15 protein-coding genes are annotated in these 22,566 nt (G+C 71.9%); 8 read left to right on the top strand and 7 right to left on the bottom strand.

The window, feature by feature from the left end:
• Nucleotides 1-99: 99 nt before the first annotated feature.
• Nucleotides 100-750 carry a C39 family peptidase gene (locus tag GA0070606_RS25865; protein WP_091105318.1) on the bottom strand — a complete coding sequence of 217 codons (651 nt, stop codon included), beginning with the start codon at nt 748-750 and terminating at the stop codon, nt 100-102.
• Between the two features lie 1,342 nt (nt 751-2,092).
• On the opposite strand from GA0070606_RS25865, the gene GA0070606_RS25870 reads away from it, so the two are divergent.
• A complete protein-coding gene (locus GA0070606_RS25870; protein WP_091105321.1) occupies nt 2,093-2,503 on the top strand; it encodes an ArsC/Spx/MgsR family protein in 411 nt (136 codons plus the stop codon).
• A gap of 136 nt (nt 2,504-2,639) precedes the next feature.
• Nucleotides 2,640-4,310, top strand: coding sequence for a right-handed parallel beta-helix repeat-containing protein (locus GA0070606_RS25875; RefSeq protein WP_091108192.1), 1,671 nt, complete (start codon nt 2,640-2,642; stop codon nt 4,308-4,310).
• Between the two features lie 12 nt (nt 4,311-4,322).
• On the opposite strand, the gene GA0070606_RS25880 is transcribed toward GA0070606_RS25875, so the two are convergent.
• Nucleotides 4,323-4,505 (bottom strand): hypothetical protein, encoded by a 183-nt coding sequence (locus GA0070606_RS25880; RefSeq protein ID WP_091105324.1) that lies wholly within the window; start codon nt 4,503-4,505, stop codon nt 4,323-4,325.
• Between the two features lie 19 nt (nt 4,506-4,524).
• On the opposite strand from GA0070606_RS25880, the gene GA0070606_RS25885 reads away from it, so the two are divergent.
• The 4 genes from GA0070606_RS25885 to pulA all read left to right on the top strand — a co-directional run bounded on the left by GA0070606_RS25885 (nt 4,525) and on the right by pulA (nt 12,098).
• Nucleotides 4,525-5,193, top strand: a complete 669-nt coding sequence (locus tag GA0070606_RS25885; protein ID WP_091105326.1) for a hypothetical protein — start codon at nt 4,525-4,527, stop codon at nt 5,191-5,193.
• A gap of 37 nt (nt 5,194-5,230) precedes the next feature.
• Complete coding sequence (locus GA0070606_RS25890; protein WP_091105328.1) at nt 5,231-5,620, top strand: hypothetical protein; 390 nt, start codon at nt 5,231-5,233, stop codon at nt 5,618-5,620.
• Nucleotides 5,621-5,722: 102 nt separating this feature from the next.
• The gene (locus GA0070606_RS25895) at nt 5,723-6,409 is read left to right on the top strand and encodes a cellulose binding domain-containing protein (RefSeq protein WP_091105331.1); all 687 of its coding nucleotides are present in this window, start codon (nt 5,723-5,725) and stop codon (nt 6,407-6,409) included.
• A 187-nt stretch (nt 6,410-6,596) separates the two neighbouring features.
• Nucleotides 6,597-12,098 carry a pullulanase-type alpha-1,6-glucosidase gene (gene pulA, locus GA0070606_RS25900; RefSeq protein WP_091105334.1) on the top strand — a complete coding sequence of 1,834 codons (5,502 nt, stop codon included), beginning with the start codon at nt 6,597-6,599 and terminating at the stop codon, nt 12,096-12,098.
• A gap of 99 nt (nt 12,099-12,197) precedes the next feature.
• On the opposite strand, the gene GA0070606_RS25905 is transcribed toward pulA, so the two are convergent.
• The 3 genes from GA0070606_RS25905 to GA0070606_RS25915 all read right to left on the bottom strand — a co-directional run bounded on the left by GA0070606_RS25905 (nt 12,198) and on the right by GA0070606_RS25915 (nt 17,507).
• Nucleotides 12,198-13,763, bottom strand: coding sequence for a hypothetical protein (locus GA0070606_RS25905; protein ID WP_091105337.1), 1,566 nt, complete (start codon nt 13,761-13,763; stop codon nt 12,198-12,200).
• A gap of 378 nt (nt 13,764-14,141) precedes the next feature.
• Nucleotides 14,142-15,728 carry a hypothetical protein gene (locus GA0070606_RS25910; protein ID WP_245724806.1) on the bottom strand — a complete coding sequence of 529 codons (1,587 nt, stop codon included), beginning with the start codon at nt 15,726-15,728 and terminating at the stop codon, nt 14,142-14,144.
• 297 nt (nt 15,729-16,025) lie between these two features.
• Nucleotides 16,026-17,507, bottom strand: coding sequence for an aminopeptidase P family protein (locus GA0070606_RS25915; protein ID WP_091105341.1), 1,482 nt, complete (start codon nt 17,505-17,507; stop codon nt 16,026-16,028).
• Nucleotides 17,508-17,654: 147 nt separating this feature from the next.
• On the opposite strand from GA0070606_RS25915, the gene asnB reads away from it, so the two are divergent.
• Nucleotides 17,655-19,616 carry an asparagine synthase (glutamine-hydrolyzing) gene (gene asnB / locus GA0070606_RS25920; RefSeq protein WP_091108194.1) on the top strand — a complete coding sequence of 654 codons (1,962 nt, stop codon included), beginning with the start codon at nt 17,655-17,657 and terminating at the stop codon, nt 19,614-19,616.
• Between the two features lie 146 nt (nt 19,617-19,762).
• Here the strand turns inward: asnB and GA0070606_RS25925 are convergent, their stop codons facing one another.
• Together GA0070606_RS25925 and GA0070606_RS25930 are read right to left on the bottom strand one after the other, a co-directional pair.
• A complete protein-coding gene (locus GA0070606_RS25925) occupies nt 19,763-20,863 on the bottom strand; it encodes a lytic polysaccharide monooxygenase (protein ID WP_091105343.1) in 1,101 nt (366 codons plus the stop codon).
• 274 nt (nt 20,864-21,137) lie between these two features.
• Entirely contained in the window at nt 21,138-21,512 is a 375-nt protein-coding gene (locus GA0070606_RS25930) for a nuclear transport factor 2 family protein (protein ID WP_218106053.1), read from the bottom strand.
• 66 nt (nt 21,513-21,578) lie between these two features.
• On the opposite strand from GA0070606_RS25930, the gene GA0070606_RS25935 reads away from it, so the two are divergent.
• Nucleotides 21,579-22,514: a PfkB family carbohydrate kinase gene (locus GA0070606_RS25935; RefSeq protein WP_091105348.1), complete on the top strand. Its 936-nt coding sequence runs from the start codon at nt 21,579-21,581 to the stop codon at nt 22,512-22,514.
• Nucleotides 22,515-22,566: the final 52 nt, after the last annotated feature.

The raw sequence follows: 22,566 nt of genomic DNA on the forward strand, positions 1-22,566 counted from the left end.
CGGTCACGGTCGCCTGACCGCCTGTCGGGCTGCGCCTGCCGGACACGACGAAAGGGCCGGCTCCCGGGGTGGGGGCCGGCCCTTTGCATCGTGTTGGTGTCAGGCGGTGTAGCCGCGGGTGGCGATCCAGTCGGCGAGGGTGTCGACGCTCATCCGGTAGGAGGCCTGGTTGGGGTCGGCGGAGTCGGCGATGGTGACGGTGTTGCCGTTGTCGCGGTAGCCGACGACGCTGATGTAGTGGCCGCCTTCGAAGGAGTGGGTGGTGCCGTCGGTGTCGGTGGCGGTGCCGGCGATGTTGGCGACGACGGCGTGGCCTTCGTCGATGGCGGTGACGATGTCGGTGCGCAGCTTGTCGGTCTGCTTGTCGTCGGCGGTGGCCTCGCGGATCTCGACGGACTGGTAGGCGTCCTTACCGGTTTCCTTGTTCAGGACGGGGGTGATGTCGTTGATGGAGTTGGTGCCGGCTTCGGTGGTGCCCATCAGTTTGGCCATGCCGTCGACGTCGATGTCCTTGCCCTGGACGCTGAGGGCGTTGCGGGCGGCGGCGGGGCCGCAGTAGTAGAAGTTCGGCTGGGCCTCGTAGCGCACGCCGAGTTCCCGCTCGCCGTTCTTGCGGTCCTGGCTGACGGTGGCGGGCTTGTTCTCGGTGGTGGTGGCGTGGGCGGTGGTGACGGGGCCGGCGATGGCGCCGCCGGTGAAGGCGAGGCCGGCAGCGGTCAGGGCGGTCTTACGCAGGATGTCGGTACGCATGGTGAGGTCACCTTTCGATCGGGGGTACGCGGACACGCCGGGGGTGGGTCGTGTCGCGGGTCGGGAAAGGTCACGCCAGAAAATGCAGGGTGCGCCCCTTGCGGTGCGGGGTGGGGCGCGGGGCTTCCGGGGGAGGTAACCGGTGGGGGCGGGCCGGGTGTTTCCGGCGGCCGCCGCAGCCGGCGGTGTCCCTGGGTCCGGGGGATGTAACGACGTGGCTCCGGCCGGCATTCCGGCCGCCGCCTCGGCCCGAGGGCCGGCGGGTCATGGGCTCGCGGTGGTTACAACGCCCCGCGTCGGCGGGCGATGCCCGCCGGGCCGGTGACCCCCACCACCACAGAACGCCACGAACCGGACACCCGGCCGAGGCCGGCACCGCCCTCGCCCCGCCAGCCTGGCCCTTCGCCCCGCCGGGCTGGCCTGTCGCCTCGCCGGGCTGACCTGTCGCCTCGCCGGTCCAGCCTGTCGCCTCGCCTCGCCCGTCCTGCCCTTGCCTCGCCGGTCTGCCTCTTGCCCCGCTCCGGGCGCCCTCACCGCCGGCGAAACCGGACAGACAGCCCAGGTGGCCCCTGGCCCCGACAGACGGGGCGGTGTCCCTGGGACGCCTCCGGCTCGTGAAGGGCGCACCGTCGTCGACCTGCGCGGTGGGCCTTCGGGGGTCAGTGCTGTCTCTTGAAGGGCGGACCCGGACCCTCGTGGCGGAGCATTCGGGGGACGGGCCTGTGCTGTGCGCCCTGTCGAGCTGAATCGCTTACGACATCACCATCCGGTTGCCTCGCTCGGCCCCTGGTGTGCGACAAGAGACGTGCCCAGGCACGCGTGCGGGGTGCCCGAAACGCGGCCCCGGGCGCAGAACCCGGACTGGAAGATCACCCTGAGCCGTTGCCGAGCGTGAATCGTCTACGACATCAGTTCGACAGGCGGGTGCGACAAGTGGTCGAGCCGCCGTCGGCAGCGAGCCGGGCGACAGTCCTGCGCCCGGTGTGAGATCGGCCTGATCAAGGTGCCGCCGGCGATGCGGGAGGGCATCGTCACGGCGTCTCTACAGGGCCCCGCTCCCGGGGCGCACGGCCCCAGCGTCGTCAGCCTGCTCCAGTTCGACGAGATGGTCGAGGTGGGCCGCGCCGCCGCGACAGGCGCACCGCCCCGGGGGAAGCCGGTGCCCCGCAACCGGATGGATGGCGCCGGCGAGCAGGCACCGCGGCGGGCGTCCGGTGCGGGTGGATGGCGCCGGCGAGCAGGCACCGCGGCGGACGTCCGGTCGGCGGCGAGCAGGCCACCGCGGCGGACGCCCGGGCGTGGCCGCCGTGGGCCGAAACGCGACGGCTGCCACCATGACCGCATGGAGATCTGGAACAACCCGTCCTGCTCGAAGTGCGCCGCCGCCCGCTCCGCCCTCGACGAGGCCGGCGTGGGCTACGGCGTGCGCCCCTACCTGGACCGGCCGCCGAGCGCGGCGGAGTTGACCGAGGTGCTGCGCAGGCTCGGCGCCCGGCCCTGGGACGTCTGCCGCACGCAGGAGCCGGCGGCGGTGGCCCTCGGCATGGCCGACTGGCCGCGGGACGAGGCGGCCGAGCCGCGGTGGATCGAGGCGATGGTGGCCGCCCCGGAGCTGATCCAGCGCCCCCTGCTGCTGCTCGACGACGGCAGCGCGCTCGTGGGGCGTACCCCCGAGGCGGTGGCGGAGGCGGTGCGCCGCGCCGCCGTGTCGCCCGGCACGGGCGCGGGGCCCGGCGGTCCCTCGCCCCGATGAGGCGGCGAACGACCGAACCGGTGGACCCGCGAACCGGCTGACCGCCCGCTGAACCGATGGCGCGTTTCCACCCTTGGCCGTTCGGGAATGCGGCCTGCTCGGAGTGCACCCGCCGCACGCCGAGGAGGAGGGTCGGATGCCGCGCCAGAGCCTGTCCACCGCCACCCCGCAACGGCTCACCCCGGTCGCCGGGGCACCCCTGTGGTGCGACGCGCGCGAGTTCGGGTTGCGCGGCGACGGCGTGACGAACGACCAGCCGGCACTGTCCGACCTGGTGGACCGCCTCGGCGAGGGGTACGCCGCCGACGGGCGGGCCCGGGTCATCTACTGCCCGCCGGGGATCTACTCGATCCGGGACGCCGGCACGGTGTGGCGCAGCGGAGTGTCGCTGATCGGCGCCGGTCCGGGGGCGACCCGGTTCCTGCTCAGCAACGAGGGGAACCGGGCCGAGCCGACGCCGCTGGCGTTCTGGACCACGGTGCAGCACGGCGCGAGCCGCGACCGGCACATCGCCGACTGCACCTTCGCCGACTTCGAGATCGACGGCTCCGGCGTGGCGATGGTGGAGTACAGCTACCTAGCCAAGGGCCTCGGCCTCCAGTACGTCGTGCGCGGCGTCTTCCGCAACCTCTACATCCACCACACCGGGGCGACCGGCCTCGGCTGCGACTTCCTGCAGGACAGCCTGATCGACGGGGTGGTCGTGGTCGGCTGCGGTCGCCTGGACAACGGCGAGGAGATGGGCGGGGCCGGCATCGGCGTGGGCATCGGCGGGTGGGGCGACGTGGAGCGGCTCACCATCGCCAACTGCACCACCGTCGGCAACGGCACCAACGGGATCTTCCTGGAACTGCAGAAGAACTACTGGACTCCGCCGCGCGGCTACCGCATCATCGGCTGCCACAGCCAGGCCAACCGCTTCGGCATCTCCGACTGGGGCGCCGACGGCCTGATCGTCTCCGCCTGCACCCTCACCGGCAACCTGGAGGCCGGCTTCGACGTCTCCGCGAACGGCACGGCGGGGGTCGCGGGGCGGGGCGGGATCCTCACCGACTGCGTCATCGACCGCAACGTCCGCGACGGGATCAGCATCGGCAACACCCCGGGTCCGTACACGATCCGTGGCAACCGGGTCAGCGCCAACGGGGCGTACGGCCACCACGAGCACGACCTCGGGCACGGCTACCGGGGCGCGGCGGCCGACGTGGTCGTCGACAGCAACGAGTTCTGGGACAACGGCCTGGACGCGATCCGCATCGACCGGTCGATGACCGACGCCGTGCTGACGAACAACCGGATCCGCAACAACGGTCGACGACACGCGCCGGCGACGACCGGCGGGGGCGAGGCGGTGCGCTACCAGGACCGCTCCGTCACGGACCGGACGGCGCACTGGCCGCACGACGGGCACCGGGGCAAGGTCGTGCGGGTCGGGTCACGGGCGGCGGTGGTGGTGTCCAACACGGACACCGAGCTGACCCTCGCCGAGGTGCGGGCGGACTCGCCGACGGGATGGAACGAGGACACACCCCCGGCCGGTGCGGCCTACGAGCTGCCCGCCGCTCCGCCCGTCCGGGCCGGGATCACCGTCAACGCGCCGGTCGACTCCGCCACCGTGCGGGGCAACCGCGTCTGGGACCGCGGCGAGCGGACCCAGACCCACGGGCTGTGGATCACCCCGGCGGGCAGTTGCGTGTCCTGTCGGATCGAGGACAACGACTTCGCCGGCAACGCGGACGGGCCGGTGCGGCTCGACACCCCGCCGATCGGCGGGCGCTGGGACCGCAACCACCACGACGAGGACTGACGCCCGGGGCGGTCAGCGCGCGTCGTCGGCGGGCGTCGTGGCCGCCGCGTGCCGGTCGCGCAGCCGGGCCCGGATCTCCTCCGGGGTGTACGCCCGACGCCGCCGTTCCGCCCGCGCGATCACCACGCCGGAGGCCGCGACGCCGGCGAGACCCGCGAGCCCGAGCACCTTCCACCACCGCATCCGTTGCCGCATCGGCCTAGGGTAGACCCCCATGAGCATCAGCCTGGACGAGGCAGTGGAGCTGACCCGCACCGGCGACGTGTGGGTGTTCCGGGGCCGCAGCGTGCCGGACCGGGCCATCCAGTTGACCACCAACAGCCCGGTCAACCACGTCGGCATGGCCGTGGTGCTGGACGACATGCCGCCCCTGATGTGGCACGCCGAGCTGGGTCGGTCGCTGCCCGACATGTGGTCCGGCACCCACCAGCGCGGCGTGCAGCTGCACGACCTGCGGGACGCGGTCTGCGTCTGGGCCAACCGGTACGGCCAGCGGGCCTGGCTGCGCCAGCTCGACCCGCCGGCCGACGCGGAGATGGAGAACGCGGTGCTGCGCACCGTCGCCCGCCTCGACGGCACGCCGTTCCCGTCCACCGCCCAGCTCGCCTGGCGCTGGCTGCGCGGCCGGGTCCCGGCGGTACGGCTGCCGGCGCTGCCCCGACCCGCGCGGGACCGCTCCGCCGCGTCGGTGCGCGACCGCGCGCTCGAGACGGCGTACTGCGCGGAGGTCGTCGCGGTGACCTACGAGGCGATGGGGCTGCTCCCCGCCGGGCGGCGGCCGAACTGGTACGACCCGGGCCGGTTCTGGAGCGGCGACGACCTCGGCCTGGCCGGCGACGCGCGGCTCGGCGCCGAGATCGAGGTGCGGATCCCGCCGCGCTGAGGTTTGGCGGGGCGGCCGGCCGGCAAATGCTGTCCCCGTGACAGCATCCACCGATCTCGACACGCTTACCGACTTCTTCGACCGGTACGGCGTGGCGCTGACCACCGGCGACCTGCCCGCCATCGCCGGCTGTTACGCCCTGCCCGGGCTGGTGGTGGCCGACACCTACAGCTTCGCCTTCACCTCCCCGGCGGCGGTGGCGCTGTCCTTCGTGGGCGCGGCCCCCGACTACCAGGAGCGCGAGCTGGTCGCGGCGCACGCGGCCATCGAGGACGTGCAGCCGATGTCGGCGCTGCTGACGATGGTCGCGGTCGAGTGGGAGTTCCTGGACAGCCAGGGCCGGACGGTGCCCGGCGAGCGCTACCGCTACCTGCTGCGCAGCACCGAGGACGGCCCGGTCATCTGCACCGTCCTGCGGACCGCCTGACCTCCGGGGCGAGCCGAACCGTCCCGCGACGGCAGTCGTTTCGCGCTGCACCGTGTCGTCGCCGACCGTTACGCTGCCTCCGACGACGGCTGGAGGAGGGGCATGTCCGGCACCCGCCGCACATCGAGCAGGTCCTACGGCACGACCGCCATCGCGTCCTCACCCTGGATCGTGGTGTCCGTCGGAGTCGGGGTGATGGTGGTGCTGCTGGTCATCGCGCTCGGCGCGTACCGGGGGCGCGGGCCCGCGTACGAGGCGCAGCCCGCCCCGCCCGAGCCGACCCTCGCCCTGCCCGATCCGCGTCCCTCGGGGAGCAGCCCGTCGGCGACCTCGTCGCCGTCGCGGCGGGCGTCGGCCTCGCCGTCCGCCCGCCCCAGCCGGTCCGTCCGCCCCACGCCGGACCCCAGGCGTACGTCGTCGCCGACGGCCGGCGGGAGCTCTGACGCGGTGCTGGTGGTGCCCCCGTCCCCCGCGCCGCCGGTCACCGGGCGCTACCGGGTGGTGGACGAGTCCCACGGCGGGTTCATCGGTGAGGTGCAGGTCAGCAACACGTCGTCGACCGCGCGGGAGTGGACGGCGCGGCTGGCTTTTCCCGGCGGGCGGCTGGGCAGCGCGTGGCTCGAGGGCGCGCCACAGGGGACGGTGAGTCGCACCGACGACGGCTTCACCTACCGCAGCGGCCAGGACCTGGCCGGTGGCGCGTCGGTGCTGCTGCGCTTCTACGTCGAGCGGGCGGACAGCCGCCCGACGAGCTGCACCGTCGACGGCGGCACCTGCCGAGGGTTGTAGGCGCACGTCCGCCAGGCCCTCGCCCGATTCGGTCATCCGAGGCTGCACGGTGGCCCGGCGCGGATCCGCGCCGGGCCACGTTCTTTGCAAGCAGGCTGCTTTGTTGCGACTTGATTTGCAAGGTATTGCAGAATGTTTCGGCAAGGGCTAGCGTGCGGGCGAATCAGCGACCAGAGGAAGGCCGTCGATGAAACCCCCGCCGATGTCCCGCAAGGCCCTGCTCGCCCTCACCTGCATGCTCACCCTCACCCTCGTGGGCGCCCCGGTCGCCGTACGCCAGCTCGGGGCCGACGCCACCGACGGCACGGACGGCACCGGCCCGCTCGCCGCCGCCGGTGCCGCGCAGTGGCGCGCCGAGCCGTCGGCGGAGGCGCTGCTCTCCGCCGGCAGCAGCCAGGCCCGCGCCGAACAGTTCTACTTCGTCCTGCCGGACCGGTTCGCCAACGGCGACCGGCGCAACGACACCGGCGGCCTGACCGGCGACCGGCTCGCCACCGGCCTGGACCCGACCGACAAGGGCTTCTACCACGGCGGCGACCTCAAGGGCGTCATGGACCGGCTCGACTACATCGAGGGGCTCGGCACGACGGCCATCTGGCTCGCACCGATCTTCAAGAACCGCCCCGTGCAGGGCACCGGATCCGACGTCTCCGCCGGCTACCACGGCTACTGGATCACCGACTTCACCCAGGTCGACCCGCACTTCGGCACCAAGGAGGACCTGAAGCGGCTGGTCAAGCTGGCCCACCGGCGGGGCATCAAGGTCTACCTCGACGTCATCGTCAACCACACCGCCGACGTCATCAGGTACGCCGAGGACAAGTACACCTACGTCGACAAGGCGACCTCGCCCTACACCGACGCGCAGGGGCGTCCCTTCGAGGACCGCAACTACGCCGACGGCAGCCGGGGCTTCCCGAAGGTCGACGCCACGTCGTTCCCGTACACCCCGACGTTCGCCAACCCGGCCGACGCGAAGGTAAAGGTCCCGGCGTGGCTGAACGACCCGACGATGTACCACAACCGGGGCGACTCCACCTTCGCCGGTGAGAACAGCGAGTACGGCGACTTCTTCGGCCTCGACGACCTGTGGACCGAGCGCCCCGAGGTGGTACGCGGGCTGACCGACGTCTACTCCGAGTGGGTGGAGTCGACCGGCGTGGACGGCTTCCGGCTCGACACCGTCAAGCACGCCAACCTCGACTTCTGGCCGCAGTTCAGCCAGGGCGTCGAGCGCGCCGCCGACCGCGCGGGCAAGAAGGACTTCTTCATGTTCGGCGAGGTCTACAGCGCCGACCCGGAGATCACCTCGACGTACGTGCGGCGCGGCGGCCTGCCGGCCACCCTCGACTTCGCCTTCCAGGAGGCGGCGCGCGGCTACACCGCCGGCCACGGCTCCGCCAGGGCGCTCGCCGACGTCTACGCCCGCGACGACCTCTACCGCGCCCGCGACACCGACGCGCGCCGGCTGACCACCTTCCTCGGCAACCACGACATGGGGCGGATCGGCTCGTTCATCGCCGGCGGCGGCACCGACCCGGCCACCCACCTGCGCCGCGACCGGCTCGCCCACGAGCTGATGTTCCTGACCCGTGGTCAGCCGGTGGTCTACTCCGGCGACGAGCAGGGCTTCACCGGCCCGGGCGGCGACAAGGACGCCCGGCAGGACATGTTCGCCTCGAAGACCCCCGACTACCTCGACGACGACCTGCTCGGCACCGACCGCACCCACGCGAGCGACCAGTTCGACCGCGCCCACCCGCTGTACCGGGCCGTCGCCGAGCTGGGCGCGCTGCGCCGGGCGCACCCGGCCCTGCGCGACGGCGTGCAGGTCAGCCGCTACGCCGCCGACGGGCCGGGCGTCTTCGCGTTCTCCCGGATCGACCCGAAGCAGCGCACCGAGTACGTCGTCGCGGTGAACAACGCCGCGACGGCGCAGACTGTCACCGTGGACACCTGGTCGGCGGGCGCCACCTTCACCGGCGTCTACGGCGCGTCGGCCGCCCCGGTCGCCGGCGGCGACGGCAAGCTCACCCTGACCGTGCCGCCGCTGTCGGCCGTGGTGCACCGCGCCGGCACGCCGATCGCGCTGCCCGACGCCGCGCCGAAGATCACGATCACCGCCCCGGCGCCTGGCGAGCCCGTCGCCACGAAGGCCCCCGTGACCGCCCAGGTCACCGGCGACCCGCTGGCCACCGTGACGGTCGCCGCCCGGGTCGCCGGCGGCAGGTGGACGCTGCTCGGCAGCGCCGAGACGGCCCCGTACACCGTGCACCACGACCTGACCGGCCTGGCCGGCGGCACGAAGATCGAGTACAAGGCCGTCGTCCGCGACGGAAAGGGGCGCACCGCGACCGCCCGGTCCACCGCGACCGTGGGCACCCCGGCGCAGTCCGCGTCCCGGGAGTGGGCCGTGGTGCACTACCAGCGCCCCGCCGGCGGCTACGACGCCTGGGGCCTGTACGCCTGGGGCGACATCGACCCCGCGTACGCCACGGAGTGGCCCAAGGGGCAGCCGTTCGCCGGCGAGGACTCCTACGGCCGCTTCGCGTGGGTGAAGCTCAAGCCGGGCGCGAAGTCCGTCGGCTTCCTGGTCGTCGACAAGTCCGGCAACAAGGACGTCGGGCAGGATCGCACCATCGACGTGACGCGGACCGGCGAGATCTGGGTCAAGCAGGGCGACCCGGCGGTCTACCCGAGCCGGCAGGCCGCCACCGGCGAGCCCGACCCGCCGGTGGAGGAGGGCACCGCCGTCGTCCACTACCGCCGCGCCGACGGCAACTACGACGGCTGGGGCCTGCACGTGTGGGACGGCGCCGCCAGCCCGACGGACTGGGCCGCCCCGCTCGCCCCCGCCCGGATCGACTCCTTCGGCGCGGTCTTCCGGGTGCCGCTGGCCGCCGGGGCGACCGGACTCAGCTACATCATTCACAAGGGGGACGAGAAGGACCTGCCGACCGACCAGCGGCTCGACTTCGCCGCCGCCGGGCGGGAGGTGTGGCTGCTCGCCGGCACGCCGGGGCGGCTGCTGCCGTCCACCGCGTCCGGTGCCGCCCGGGACGTCGACATCACGAAGCAGAAGGCGCACTGGATCGACCGCTCCACCGTGGCCTGGCAGGCCGGGCCCACCGACGGCCGGACGTACGCCCTGGTCGCCGCCCCTGCCGGCGGGGTCACCGTCGCCGACGGCGAGCTGGCCGGCACGTACACGACGCTGCCGCTGACCGCGCAGCGCAACGGGCTCACCGAGGCCCAGCGCGCGGCCTTCCCGCACCTGTGGGCGTACCGGAGCTTCACCCTCGACCGGCGGGACCTGGCGAAGGTGCCGGCGGCCCTGCGCGGGCAGCTCCTGGTGACCGAGCGGGACGCCGAGGGCACCCTGCTCGCCGCGACCGGCGTGCAGATTCCCGGCGTGCTCGACGACGTCTACGCCCGGGCCGTCGACGCGCGCCTCGGGCCGACCTTCGCCGGCGGGGTACCGACGCTGGCGCTCTGGGCACCGACGGCGCGAAACGTGTCGCTGCAGCTCTTCGACTCGCCGACCGCGCAGCCGAGGACGGTGGCGATGCGCCGCGACGACCGCACCGGCGTCTGGTCGGTACGCGGCTCCCGCGACTGGCGAAACAGGTACTACCGCTACCAGGTCCAGGCGTGGCAGCCGGCGACGCAGCGGATGGTCACGGCCTCGGTGACCGACCCGTACTCGCTGGCGCTGGCGCCGGACTCCACGCACAGCCAGATCGTGGACCTGGCCGACCCGGCTCTCGCGCCGGCCGGCTGGGCGAAGCTGCGCAAGCCGGCGGCCGTGCCGTCGACGAAGGTGCAGATCTCCGAGCTGTCGGTGCGGGACTTCTCCGTCGCCGACACCACCGTGCCGGCCGAGCGGCGGGGCACCTACCTCGCCTTCACCGACCCGGGCACCGCCGGCATGAAACACCTGAAGGCGCTCGGCGACGCCGGGGTGACCCACCTGCACCTGCTGCCCGCGTTCGACTTCGCCACCATCCCCGAGCGCCGCGCCGACCAGCGGCAGCCGGCCTGCGACCTGGCCGCGCTGCCGCCGGACTCCGAGGAGCAGCAGAAGTGTGTCGCGGCCGTCGCCGACACCGACGGCTACAACTGGGGGTACGACCCGCTGCACTACACCGTGCCGGAGGGCGGCTACGCCGTCGACCCGGCCGGCGCGAGGCGCACCACCGAGTTCCGGCAGATGGTGGCCGGCGTCAACGGCGCCGGGCTGCGCGTGGTGATGGACGTCGTCTACAACCACACCTCGGCGGCGGGCGCCGATCCGAAGTCGGTGCTCGACCAGATCGTGCCCGGCTACTACCACCGCCTGCTCGACGACGGTGCCGTCGCCAACTCGACCTGCTGCGCCAACACCGCCCCCGAGCACGCCATGATGGGCAAGCTCGTCGTGGACTCGCTGGTCACCTGGGCCCGGGCGTACAAGGTGGACGGCTTCCGGTTCGACCTGATGGGCCACCACCCGAAGGCGAACATCCTGGCCGTACGCAAGGCGCTCGACGAGCTGACCGTCGCCCGCGACGGCGTGGACGGCAGGAGGATCCTGCTCTACGGCGAGGGCTGGAACTTCGGCGAGGTGGCGAACGACGCCCGGTTCACGCAGGCCACCCAGGCCAACATGGCCGGCACCGGCGTCGGCACCTTCAACGACCGGCTCCGCGACGCGGTGCGCGGCGGTGGGCCGTTCGACGCCAACCCGCGGGTGCAGGGCTTCGCCTCCGGGCTGTTCACCGACCCCAACGGCGACCCGGTCAACGGGACCGCCGCCGAGCAGCGGGCCCGGCTGCTGCACCAGCACGACCTGATCAAGGTCGGCCTCACCGGCAACCTGGGCGGCTACCGGTTCACCGACTCGTCGGGCCGGCAGGTGACCGGCGCGCAGGTCGACTACAACGGCTCGCCCGCCGGCTACACCGCCGCGCCGGGGGAAGCCGTCACCTACGTCGACGCGCACGACAACGAGATTCTGTACGACGCGCTGGCGTACAAGCTGCCGCAGGACACCCCGGCGGCGGACCGGGCGCGGATGCAGGTGCTGGCGCTGAGCACGGTGGTGATGGGGCAGGGCACCGGGTTCGTCACCACCGGCACCGAGCGGCTGCGCTCGAAGTCGCTGGACCGCAACTCCTACAACTCCGGTGACTGGTTCAACCAGCTCCGGTGGGACTGCGCCCAGGGCAACGGGTTCGGCGCCGGCCTGCCGCCCGCGCAGGACAACCGCGACAAGTGGTCGTACGCCAGGCCGCTGCTGGCCGATCCGAAGCTGGTGCCGGACTGCGCGGCGGTCGACACCACCAACGCCCGGTACGCCGAGCTGCTGAAGATCCGGGCCTCGTCGCCGGTCTTCGGGCTGACCACGGCCGACCAGGTGCAGAAGCGGGTGGCCTTCCCGCTCTCCGGCGCGGCCGAGACGCCCGGCGTGCTCACCATGACGCTGGACGGGCGTGGCCTCGACGGGCGCTGGAAGTCGGTGACGGTGGTCTTCAACGCCACTCCCGAGACGGCGACGCAGCGGCTGACCGGGCTGCGCGGGGCGGACGTGGCGCTGCACCCGGTGCTGCGCACGTCGGCGGACGAGGTGCTGCGGACGGCCTCCTTCGACCGGGCCAGCGGCACGTTCACCGTGCCGGCGCGCAGCGTGGCGGTCTTCGTGCAGCAGTAGTAGGTGGCACGATCCGGCCCCCTTCCGCTGCGCGGAAGGGGGCCGGCCGTCTTTCTGCGTCAGCCGATGCCGTACCGGCCGATCACCGTGTCACCGGTCTCAGTTGGCGCAGCCGGGGACGTTGGTGCAGTTGCGGGGTTCGTTCTTCTTGATGATGGTCTTGTCGTCGAGGTTGACGGCGTTGTTGGCGTTGTTGGCGTTGAAGATGCCGCCGGCGCCGGCGGTTGCGCTGGCGAAGTTGCCGACGATCTTGCTGGTGCGGATGGTGAGTCTGGCGTTGTTGCTGTTGTAGATGGCGCCGCCCTCGCGGGCGTGGTTGCCCGTGAACTCGCTGTCGTGGAGGTTCAGGGTGCTGCCGATGCCGTTGAAAATGCCGCCGCCGTTGTTGCCTGCGGTGTTGTCGGTGAAGGCGGCGTGCTTGATGGTGGCGTCACTGTTGCTGTTGTGGTGGACGCCTCCGCCGTCGTTGGTGGCCTTGTTTTCGGCGATGATGACGTACTCCAGCAGCATGGTGGAGTTGCCGACGTTGTTGATGCCGCCGCCGTTACCGCAGGCGGTGTTGCCGGCGATCTTGGTGCGGGTGACGGTGAGGTGGGCGGTGCTGGCGCTGTTGATGCCGCCGCCGGCGTTGCTGGCCTTGTTGTTGGTGATCTGGCTGTAGGCGATGGTGGCGATGCCGTTCGCCGCGTTGGCGATGCCGCCGCCGCTGCCGCTGACCGCGCTGTTGCCGGTGGCGGTGTTGTTGTCGATGCGGGTGTCGTGGACGGTAAGTTCGCCTTCGTTGTAGATGGCGCCGCCGTCGCCGCCAGCGCCGACGCCGCGGGCGTGGTTGTTGGCGAGGACACTCTTGTCGATCTCGACCTTGCCGAGGTTGTAGATGGCGCCGCCGTTGCCCTGGGTGCCGACGCCGGTGGCACGGTTGTCGATCAGTTTGGTGTGCGTCAGGGTGGCCTCGCCGCCCAGTTGGACCAGCAGGGCGCCGCCGTTGGCGGTGCTCAGCGGCGGCGGGGGCGCGGTCACCTGGCCGCCCTTGAGGGTGAGGTCCTTGAGCGTCAGGTCGCCGCCGGAGGCGACTTCGAAGAACCGGAACAGTGTGCTGCCGTCGTGGAACAACGTCGAGTTGTTGCCCAGGATCGTGATCCGCTCGTCGATGACGGGGAAGGCGTTGTTGCCGGTGGCCTCGCTGAACTTGTAGGTGCAGTCCTTGGCCAGCTTGAACACGCCGCCGTTGTCCTCGTTGGCCCGGTTCACCGCCTCGACCAGGACGTCGACATCGCACGGCAGTTCCTTGGCGTCCTTGCCGTCCTTGTCCCGGCCGTCCTTGTCCTTACCGTCCCGGCCGTCCTTGCCCGACCAGTCCTTGCCGTCCTTGCCGTGCCAGTCCTTGCCCTGCCAGTCCTGACCGCCGCGGTCGTCCCGCCCTTCCTGGCCCTTGCCGTCCTCGCGGCCCTCGCGACCGGCGGCGTCGTCCTTGGCGACCTGCTCGGCCGTGGACCACTTCAGGTTGGCGAGGCTGTCGACCCCGACGGCGCCCGCGCTGCTCGCGGCGGCGACGCCAGCGAGGCTGACCACGCCGGTCAGCCCGGCGACGCCGGTGGCGAGCCAGAGCTTGCGCCGGCTGTTCGGCGCGGTGTTCTCTGCGTTCTTGCGAAGGTAGTTGGACATCGGAGCTCTCTGCTCTCTCCTCGTACCAGACAGGGCCGCTCCATCACCGCGGGGCTGCCCTGGCTACAAATCGGTTGTAGCTACTGAGGATCACCGTATGAGAATCTTCTTCTCTTCACGGCCATATCCGAAAGTAACCCACGTTAGGGATAAGACCGGTCAAGGTGGACGGCCTGGACGATGGTGAGCTCGGCCCCGGAGTTGCCAGTCGGGTCGAACTGGCACCTTGCGCCACGTGTGGCCCCGAACGGTGCGGAACTCCGCGCCGAGCCGCCACCGCTCCGATTCCCGAGGCTGAGGTTCTGGACCGGATGCTCACACGGAAGGGATCCCTTCCTCCGTGCCCGGTGGAAGGGATCCCTTTCGTTATGTGGTGGTTCAGTTGGCGCAGCCGGGGACGTTGGTGCAGTTGCGGGGTTCGTTCTTCTTGATGATGGTCTTGTCGTCGAGGTTGACGGCGTTGTTGGCGTTGTTGGCGTTGAAGATGCCGCCGGCGCCGGCGGTTGCGCTGGCGAAGTTGCCGACGATCTTGCTGGTGCGGATGGTGAGTCTGGCGTTGTTGCTGTTGTAGATGGCGCCGCCCTCGCGGGCGTGGTTGCCCGTGAACTCGCTGTCGTGGAGGTTCAGGGTGCTGCCGATGCCGTTGAAAATGCCGCCGCCGTTGTTGCCTGCGGTGTTGTCGGTGAAGGCGGCGTGCTTGATGGTGGCGTCACTGTTGCTGTTGTGGTGGACGCCTCCGCCGTCGTTGGTGGCCTTGTTTTCGGCGATGATGACGTACTCCAGCAGCATGGTGGAGTTGCCGACGTTGTTGATGCCGCCGCCGTTACCGCAGGCGGTGTTGCCGGCGATCTTGGTGCGGGTGACGGTGAGGTGGGCGGTGCTGGCGCTGTTGATGCCGCCGCCGGCGTTGCTGGCCTTGTTGTTGGTGATCTGGCTGTAGGCGATGGTGGCGATGCCGTTCGCCGCGTTGGCGATGCCGCCGCCGCTGCCGCTGACCGCGCTGTTGCCGGTGGCGGTGTTGTTGTCGATGCGGGTGTCGTGGACGGTAAGTTCGCCTTCGTTGTAGATGGCGCCGCCGTCGCCGCCAGCGCCGACGCCGCGGGCGTGGTTGTTGGCGAGGACACTCTTGTCGATCTCGACCTTGCCGAGGTTGTAGATGGCGCCGCCGTTGCCCTGGGTGCCGACGCCGGTGGCACGGTTGTCGATCAGTTTGGTGTGCGTCAGGGTGGCCTCGCCGCCCAGTTGGACCAGCAGGGCGCCGCCGTTGGCGGTGCTCAGCGGCGGCGGGGGCGCGGTCACCTGGCCGCCCTTGAGGGTGAGGTCCTTGAGCGTCAGGTCGCCGCCGGAGGCGACTTCGAAGAACCGGAACAGTGTGCTGCCGTCGTGGAACAACGTCGAGTTGTTGCCCAGGATCGTGATCCGCTCGTCGATGACGGGGAAGGCGTTGTTGCCGGTGGCCTCGCTGAACTTGTAGGTGCAGTCCTTGGCCAGCTTGAACACGCCGCCGTTGTCCTCGTTGGCCCGGTTCACCGCCTCGACCAGGACGTCGACATCGCACGGCAGTTCCTTGGCGTCCTTGCCGTCCTTGTCCCGGCCGTCCTTGTCCTTACCGTCCCGGCCGTCCTTGCCCGACCAGTCCTTGCCGTCCTTGCCGTGCCAGTCCTTGCCCTGCCAGTCCTGACCGCCGCGGTCGTCCCGCCCTTCCTTCTCCTCGTCGCGTGCGTCGGAGGCCGGGTCGGCCTTGCCGGCGTCGCTGACGTTCTGCTTCGGCGTCGACGACTGCGCGTCCGACAGCCGGTCCACGCCGCCGGGCTTGTCATCGCGAGCGGCCAGGCCACCCAGCGCGGCCAGGCCGACCACGCCGGTCAGCCCGGCGACGCCCGCGGCCACCCAGAGTTTGCGCCGCCCTCGGGTCGGTGCGCCCACGGGGGCGTCACCGTCGGGAGTCGTTACGTCATTGGACATCGGAGCCTTCCGCCCTTTCCTGCTGCCAGACGGGGTCGCACCATGCGAAGCGGCGCGACCAGCTACAAATGTGTTTGCAGCCTCTGATAGCCACCGTATGAGAAGGTTCCTCGCGAGAGGGCCGAATCCGAGAAACCCCCGCATTACCCTCACTTCGGGCGCGACCCGGCAACCCGGCGGATCCGGGCAGGAAGCCGAGTGAGCAGCGCAAACGCCGACGGGCCCCGCCGCAGGTGCGTCGACGTCGGAAAACGTCGCGACCCGGCGGCGGGGCCCGTTGTGGTCGTACCGCTGGCGTCAGCCGGGCAGGCGGGGTCCCGCCTCGCGCTGCTCGGCCAGCCAGGTCTCCACCTCGTCGGCCGCCCGCGGCAGCCCGGCGGAGAGGTTCACCGCACCGGTGGCGGTGACCAGGATGTCGTCCTCGATCCGGATGCCGATGCCGCGCAGCTCCTCCGGGACCATCTCGTCCTCGGGCTGGAAATAGAGCCCGGGCTCGACGGTGAGCACGTAGCCCTCGCCCAGCGTGCCCTTCTTGTAGTTCTCGTCGCGGGCGTTGGAGCAGTCGTGCACGTCGATGCCGAGCATGTGGCCGAAACCGTGCAGCGTCCACCGCCGATAGACCGTCGACTTCTCGTCCATCGCCTCGTCCACGCTGCCCGGCAGCAGGCCCAGGTCGGCCAGGCCCTCGGCGAGCACCCGCATGCAGGTCAGGTGCACGTCGCGGAACGCCACCCCGGGCCTGATCGCGTCGATGCCGGCCTGCTGCGAGGCGTACACCACGTCGTAGACCTGGCGCTGCAGCGGACTGAACCGGCCGTCGACCGGCAGCACCCGGGTCACGTCGGCCGTGTAGAGGTGTCGGTTCTCCACGCCCATGTCCATCAGCAGCAGCTCGCCCGGGCGGGTCGACCCGTTGTTGCGTACCCAGTGCAGGATCGTCGCGTGCTCGCCGGCGCCGACGATCGAGCCGTAGCCGACGTCGTTGCCGTCGTGCCGGGCGCGCAGCGCGAAGACCCCCTCCAGCAGGCGCTCCGAGACCCCCCGGTCCGCCGGCAGCACGCGGGCCACGTCCTCGAAGCCGCGCACGGTGGCGTCGATCGCGTCCTGGAGCTGGCTGATCTCCCACTCGTCCTTGGCCAGCTTCAGCTCCGCGATGGCGATCGCCAGCTCCCAGTCGCGGGCCGGCTGGCCCTGGGCGCGGGGACCGTCGTACGGGCGCACGGCCCGGTCCACCCGCCCGTCGAAGCCGCGCAGCACCCGGGTCCGCCCCGGCGCCAGGTCGGCCAGCGCGCCCTCCAGCTCGGTCAGGTCGGCGGTCGGCACGCCCAGCTCGGTCGACTTCTCGGCCAGGCTGTGCCGCCGGCCGAGCCACAGCTCACCGTGGCGGCTGCGGAAGAACTCGTCGTTCTGCCGGGACGACCGGGGACGCATGTACAGCGTGGCGTCGTGACCCGACCCGTTCGGCCGCAGCACGAGCACGCTGTCCGGTTCGTGGTCGCCCGTCAGGTAGGCGAAGTCACTGCCCGGCCGGAACGGGTACGCGGTGTCGTTGGCGCGAACCTTCTCGCCGCCGGTCGGGATCACCAGGGTCTCGCCCGGGAAGGCGGCGGAGAGCGCGGCGCGGCGCTTGGCGTAGTTGGGCACCTCCGGCCGCGGCCCGATCGGCAGCGTCGTGTCCCGCCAGCCCTGCCGCATGAACGCCAGGAACGCCTCCGGGAAGGCCGGGTCGTGCGACTCGGTGCCGTCGGCCGGCTTGTTGTCGGTGCGTTCCTCGGTCATGCTTCGCTCCCTCCGGATCCGTGCTGGTCCTGACGGTACTCCGCGCCTCGGCGGCCCGGGCGCCCCGGTACGCCCGCCGCGTGGGCCGGGACGGAAGAGGCTGCGGTGCCGCGACGCCCGGTCGGGGCGCGTGGAAAGATGACCACCATGTGCGGACTCCTGGCCTTCTTCAGCGCGCGCGGCGACGCCGCCGCCCACCGCGACAACATCGCCGGGGCGTTGGAATGCCTGCACCACCGCGGACCGGACGAGACCGGTGTCGAGGTGGTCGGCGACGCCTCCGGCCGGTACGCGGACGGGGTGTTCGCGCACAAGCGCCTGGCGATCATCGACGTGGCCTCGAGCCAGGAGCCCCTGTCCTACGCGAACGGGCGCTACCTGCTCACCTTCAACGGCGAGATCTACAACTACATCGAGCTGCGCGAGGAGCTGATCCGGAACTTCGGCGCGCAGTTCGCCACCGCGGGTGACGGCGAGGTGATCGTCGCCGGCTACCACTTCTGGGGCGAGCAGGTGCTCACCCGGCTGCGCGGCATGTTCGCCTTCGTCATCTGGGACCGGCAGGAGCGCCGCGCCTTCGGCGGCCGGGACTACTTCGGCATCAAGCCGCTGCACTACCTGGAGACCGCCGACGGCCTCTACCTCGCCTCGGAGAAGAAGGCGCTGCTGCCCTTCGCGCACTCCAACTACCAGGGCGACGCCGGCATCGACACCGCCAACCTCAGCCACTACCTGACGCTGCAGTACGTGCCGGAGCCCGGCACCCTGCACAAGGGGATCAACCGGATCGGCTCGGGGGAGTACCTCACCTGGACCCCGGGCGGGCGGATCGACGTGCGGCGGTGGTACAGGCCGGTGTTCCGGCCCACCCCGGTCTCCGACGAGCAGCGGCTCTACCACGAGATCCGGGAGACGCTGCGGGAGAGCGTCCGGATGCACATGCGCTCCGACGTGCCGGTCGGCTCGTTCCTCTCCAGCGGCATCGACTCGACCGCCGTGGTCGCCCTGGCGCGCGAGTTCAACCCGAACATCCTCACCTTCACCGTCGGCTACGACGTCCCGGGCTACTCCGAGATCGACGTCGCCCAGGACTCGGCCCGACACCTCGACGTGACGACCATCCCGACGAAGATCGGGCCGTACGACATGATCGAGGCGCTGCCGAAGATCGTCTGGCACCTGGACGACCCGGTGGCCGACCCGGCGCTGGTGCCCCTGTACTTCGTGGCCAAGAAGGCCGCCGAGCACGTCACGGTGGTCCTCTCCGGCGAGGGCGCCGACGAGTTCTTCGGCGGCTACACGATCTACCGCGAGCCGCTGTCGCTCAGCGGCGTCAACGGCCTGCCGGGCGGCGTGCAGAAGGGGCTGCGGGCGGTCTCCAAGGCGATCCCGCAGGGCGTCAAGGGCAAGAGCTTCCTGGAGCGCGGCACCACCCCGATCGAGCAGCGCTACTACGGCAACGCCCGGATGTTCACCGAGGAGGAGAAGCAGCACCTGCTGCGCCGCTACGACCCCTCGGTGCGCTACACCGACGTCACCGCGCCGATCTACGCGGAGTGCACCGAACTCGACGACGTGACCAAGATGCAGTACGTCGACCTCTACACGTGGCTGCGCGGCGACATCCTGGTCAAGGCCGACCGGATCTCGATGGCGCACTCGCTGGAGGTGCGGGTGCCCTTCCTGGACCGGGAGGTCTTCGACGTGGCGTCGCGGATCCCGGTGGACCTGAAGCTCCCGCCGCGCTCCGACGCCACCAAGTACGCGATGCGTCAGGCGCTGCAGGGCGTGGTGCCGCCGGCCATCGTCAACCGCAAGAAGCTCGGCTTCCCGACCCCCACCCGGGTCTGGCTGCGCGGCGAGATGTACGAGTGGGCCCGGCACGTGCTGGCCACCTCCGGCGCGGGCGACCTGCTCGACCTGTCGTACGCGATGCGGCTGCTGGAGGAGCACAAGCGGGAGGAGGCCGACCACTCCCGCAAGGTGTGGACCGTGCTGATCTTCTGCATCTGGCACGCCATCTTCGTGGCGAAGACCCTCGACCCGGGCATCCAGCGCAACCAGTCCGCCCTGCTCACCAAGCCGGTGGTCGGTTCGATGGTCCGCTGAACCACCCCGCCTCCGGGCCCGCCCGCGTCGTCGATCAGGAGGTCTGCGTCACCGGAACGGTCGGTGGTGACGCAGACCTCCTGATCGCTTCAGGGTCGGCGCCCGGCCCGGGTCCAGGGCCCGGGCCGGGGAGTGCGGGTGTCGGGTCAGCGGCCGGAGCAGGTGACCGTGGGCAGGGTGTTGGTGCCGTTGGTGGTGGCGACGAAGCCGAAGGTCGTGGTGCCCTCCGGGGCGATCGTGCCGTTCCAGGCCGCGTTGGTCACGGTGACCGAGGAACCGGATCCGCCCAGCGTGCCGCTCCACAGGCTGTTGATGCTCTGCCCGCTGGGCCACGTCCAGTTCGCCGTCCATCCGGACCACGTCGAGGCGGTGTGATTCATGATCGTGACCTCGCCCTGGAAGCCGCCGTTCCACGAGCCGACCACCTTGTAGACCGCCATGCAGTCACCGTCGTGCGGCGGCGGGGTGGTCGGGCTCGGCGGGGGCGTGGTCGGGTTCGGCGGCGGGGTCGTGGTGGGCGGCGGCAGCGTGCCGCCGGGGCCGACGCCGGTCACCTCGCCGTTGCCCCCGTCGAAGGTCACGTCCGAGCAGCCGAAGAAGTTCTCCTGGCTGTCCGAGCGGACCCACCGCGAGTAGATGATGTGCCGGCCGCTCTTGTTGGCCGGCAGGTTGCCGCTGAAGTAGTAGTGCCCGTCGTTGGTGCCGACCGCACCCCGCTGGGGCGGGTTGGTCACCGTCAGGAACGGCTGCTCCTCCAGGTCGCTCCAGGCCAGCGGGCGGGTGGGGCTCCAGCTGTCCTTCGTCACGTAGAAGTAGAAGGTGCCGGGGTGGTGGGCCCAGTTGCTGTAGCGGAACTCCATCCGCGCCCCGGCCGTCAGGTGGGTCAGCGGCCAGTCGGTGCGGGCCAGGTCGTAGCCGGCGAAGCCGGTGTTGCCGCCGCTGCACAGCTTGCCGTCCGGGATGTAGCCGACGGTCCGGCCGCCGGCGTCGGAGCGCAGCACGCTGAACCAGTTGTAGAGCGAGTTGGCGCCGCTCTGCGCCACGGCGGCCGAGCAGGCGGGGTTGTTCGGCCTGATCTCGCCGGTGGCGGTGAGGCCGTCCTTCCAGCACAGGAACGTCCGGCTGCCGGGGGTCATGGCGGCGCCGTGCGCGGCGGCGGGGTCGGGCCCCGCCGTCAGGGCGACGGCGCCCACGAGGAGGGTGGCGGCCGCGGTGAGCAACGCGGCCGTACGCGATCGGTGGGACACGGGTTCTCCTGACTCGCGGGACGCGGGCGTCCCGCGGGTGACGCGGGGTGGCAGCGCCGGCCGCCCCGCTGCACGAGCGGATACGACGGTCGCGGCGGACGTGCCCCGGCGCGGATGGCCGGCGGACGTGCGCCGTCGGCGGCCCGTTCTCGCGGGCCGGTGCCCTCGCGTGGATGTGAACCCGGCGCCGGCGGCACGGCAGCCCCCGCACCGCCCGGCATGCGCCATCCCACCACGCGGGCGGGACGGCGCGCAATAGCCCTTTCTCGATGTGTCAGTAACGCTCGGCGAGGTGTTCGCGGCCGGGCGGCGGCTCGTAGGCCGCCGGCCAGAACTCGGTGATCTCGCGGACCAGACCGGCGTCGTCGAGGTCGAAGAAGCTCGTGGCGGGGAGCTGCTCGCCCCGGTAGGCGCAGGTGATCCAGGTGGCGGCGTGCCGGCCCGAGGCGACCGCGCGGGTCACCGCGAGATGCCAGTCGCCGGGGTATTCCTGGTTGAAGCGCAGGAACGACTCCCGGCCGACGATCCGCTCGCGGGTCTGCGGCATGTGGTAGACCACGTCGTCGGCGAGCAGGCCGGCGAGGGTGTCCCAGTCCCTCGCCTCCAACGCCGTCCAGTAGGCCGACACGGCGGCTTCGGTGTTCATCATGGCGCGTACTGTGCCAGCCTGGTGCGACACGTTGAGTCGGCGCGCGGTGCGGACGAGGGGGAGCGGATGGGTTACGCGGTGGTGCTCGGTGAGGCGCTGGTCGACCTGCTCGACACCGAGTGCGACGGGGAGCCGGTCTACCGGCAGGCCGTCGGCGGCGGGCCGCTGAACGTGGCGGTCTGCGTCGCCCGGCTCGGCGGCGCGGTGCAGTTCGTCGGGTCGCTCGGCGACGACGCCCTGGCCGGGCGGATCCGCGACTTCCTGGCCGGGGCCGGCGTCGGCCTGGCCGGGGCGGTCACCGTCGCCGCCCCGACCGCGCTGGCGGTGGCCACCTTCGCCGGGCCCGAGCCCGACTTCCGGTTCTACGGCGAGCCGCCCTCCTACGGCCTGCTCGGCCCCGACGACCTCGACGCCGACCTGGTCGCGGGCGCCGACGTCCTGTACTGCGGGTCGATCGTGCTGCTCCAGCCGTCGGTGCTGGCCGCCGCTCGCCGGGCCTGGGCGCTGGCCGGCGGCCTGCGGGTCCTCGACCCCAACGTGCGACCCCGGCTGCTCGACGGGCCGGCCGCGCTGGCCGGGCTGCGCGAGATCGTGGCCGAGTTCGCCGCCGGCGCCCACCTGGTCAAGCTGAGCGCGGCCGACGCGAAGCTGCTCTACCCCGGCGAGCCGGAGGAGGGGGTGGCGGCGTACCTGCGGGAACTCGGCGCGGGCACCGTCGTGGTCACCCTCGGCGCAGCCGGCGCGGTGGTCGCCGCCGCCGGCGCCGATCCGGTACGCGTGCCCGCCCCGAAGGTGGAAGCGGTGGACGCGACCGGCGCCGGCGACTCGGTGATGGGGGCGCTCGTCGCCGACCTGCTGACCGACGGCGAACCCGCCGCGCCGGCCGGCTGGCACGAGCGGGTGGCCTTCGCGCTGCGGGTGGCCGCCCTGGTCTGCGAGTCGCCGGGCGGCGCGACCGCCATGCCCACCCGCGCCGAGGTCCTCGCCCGCTTCGCCCGCTGACCCGGAACCGTTCCGTCCGGTCGCCGACGGGTGGGAGGCCGCCCGCCGGCGC

The sequence above is a fragment of the Micromonospora citrea genome, from assembly GCF_900090315.1.
Classification (GTDB): domain Bacteria; phylum Actinomycetota; class Actinomycetes; order Mycobacteriales; family Micromonosporaceae; genus Micromonospora; species Micromonospora citrea.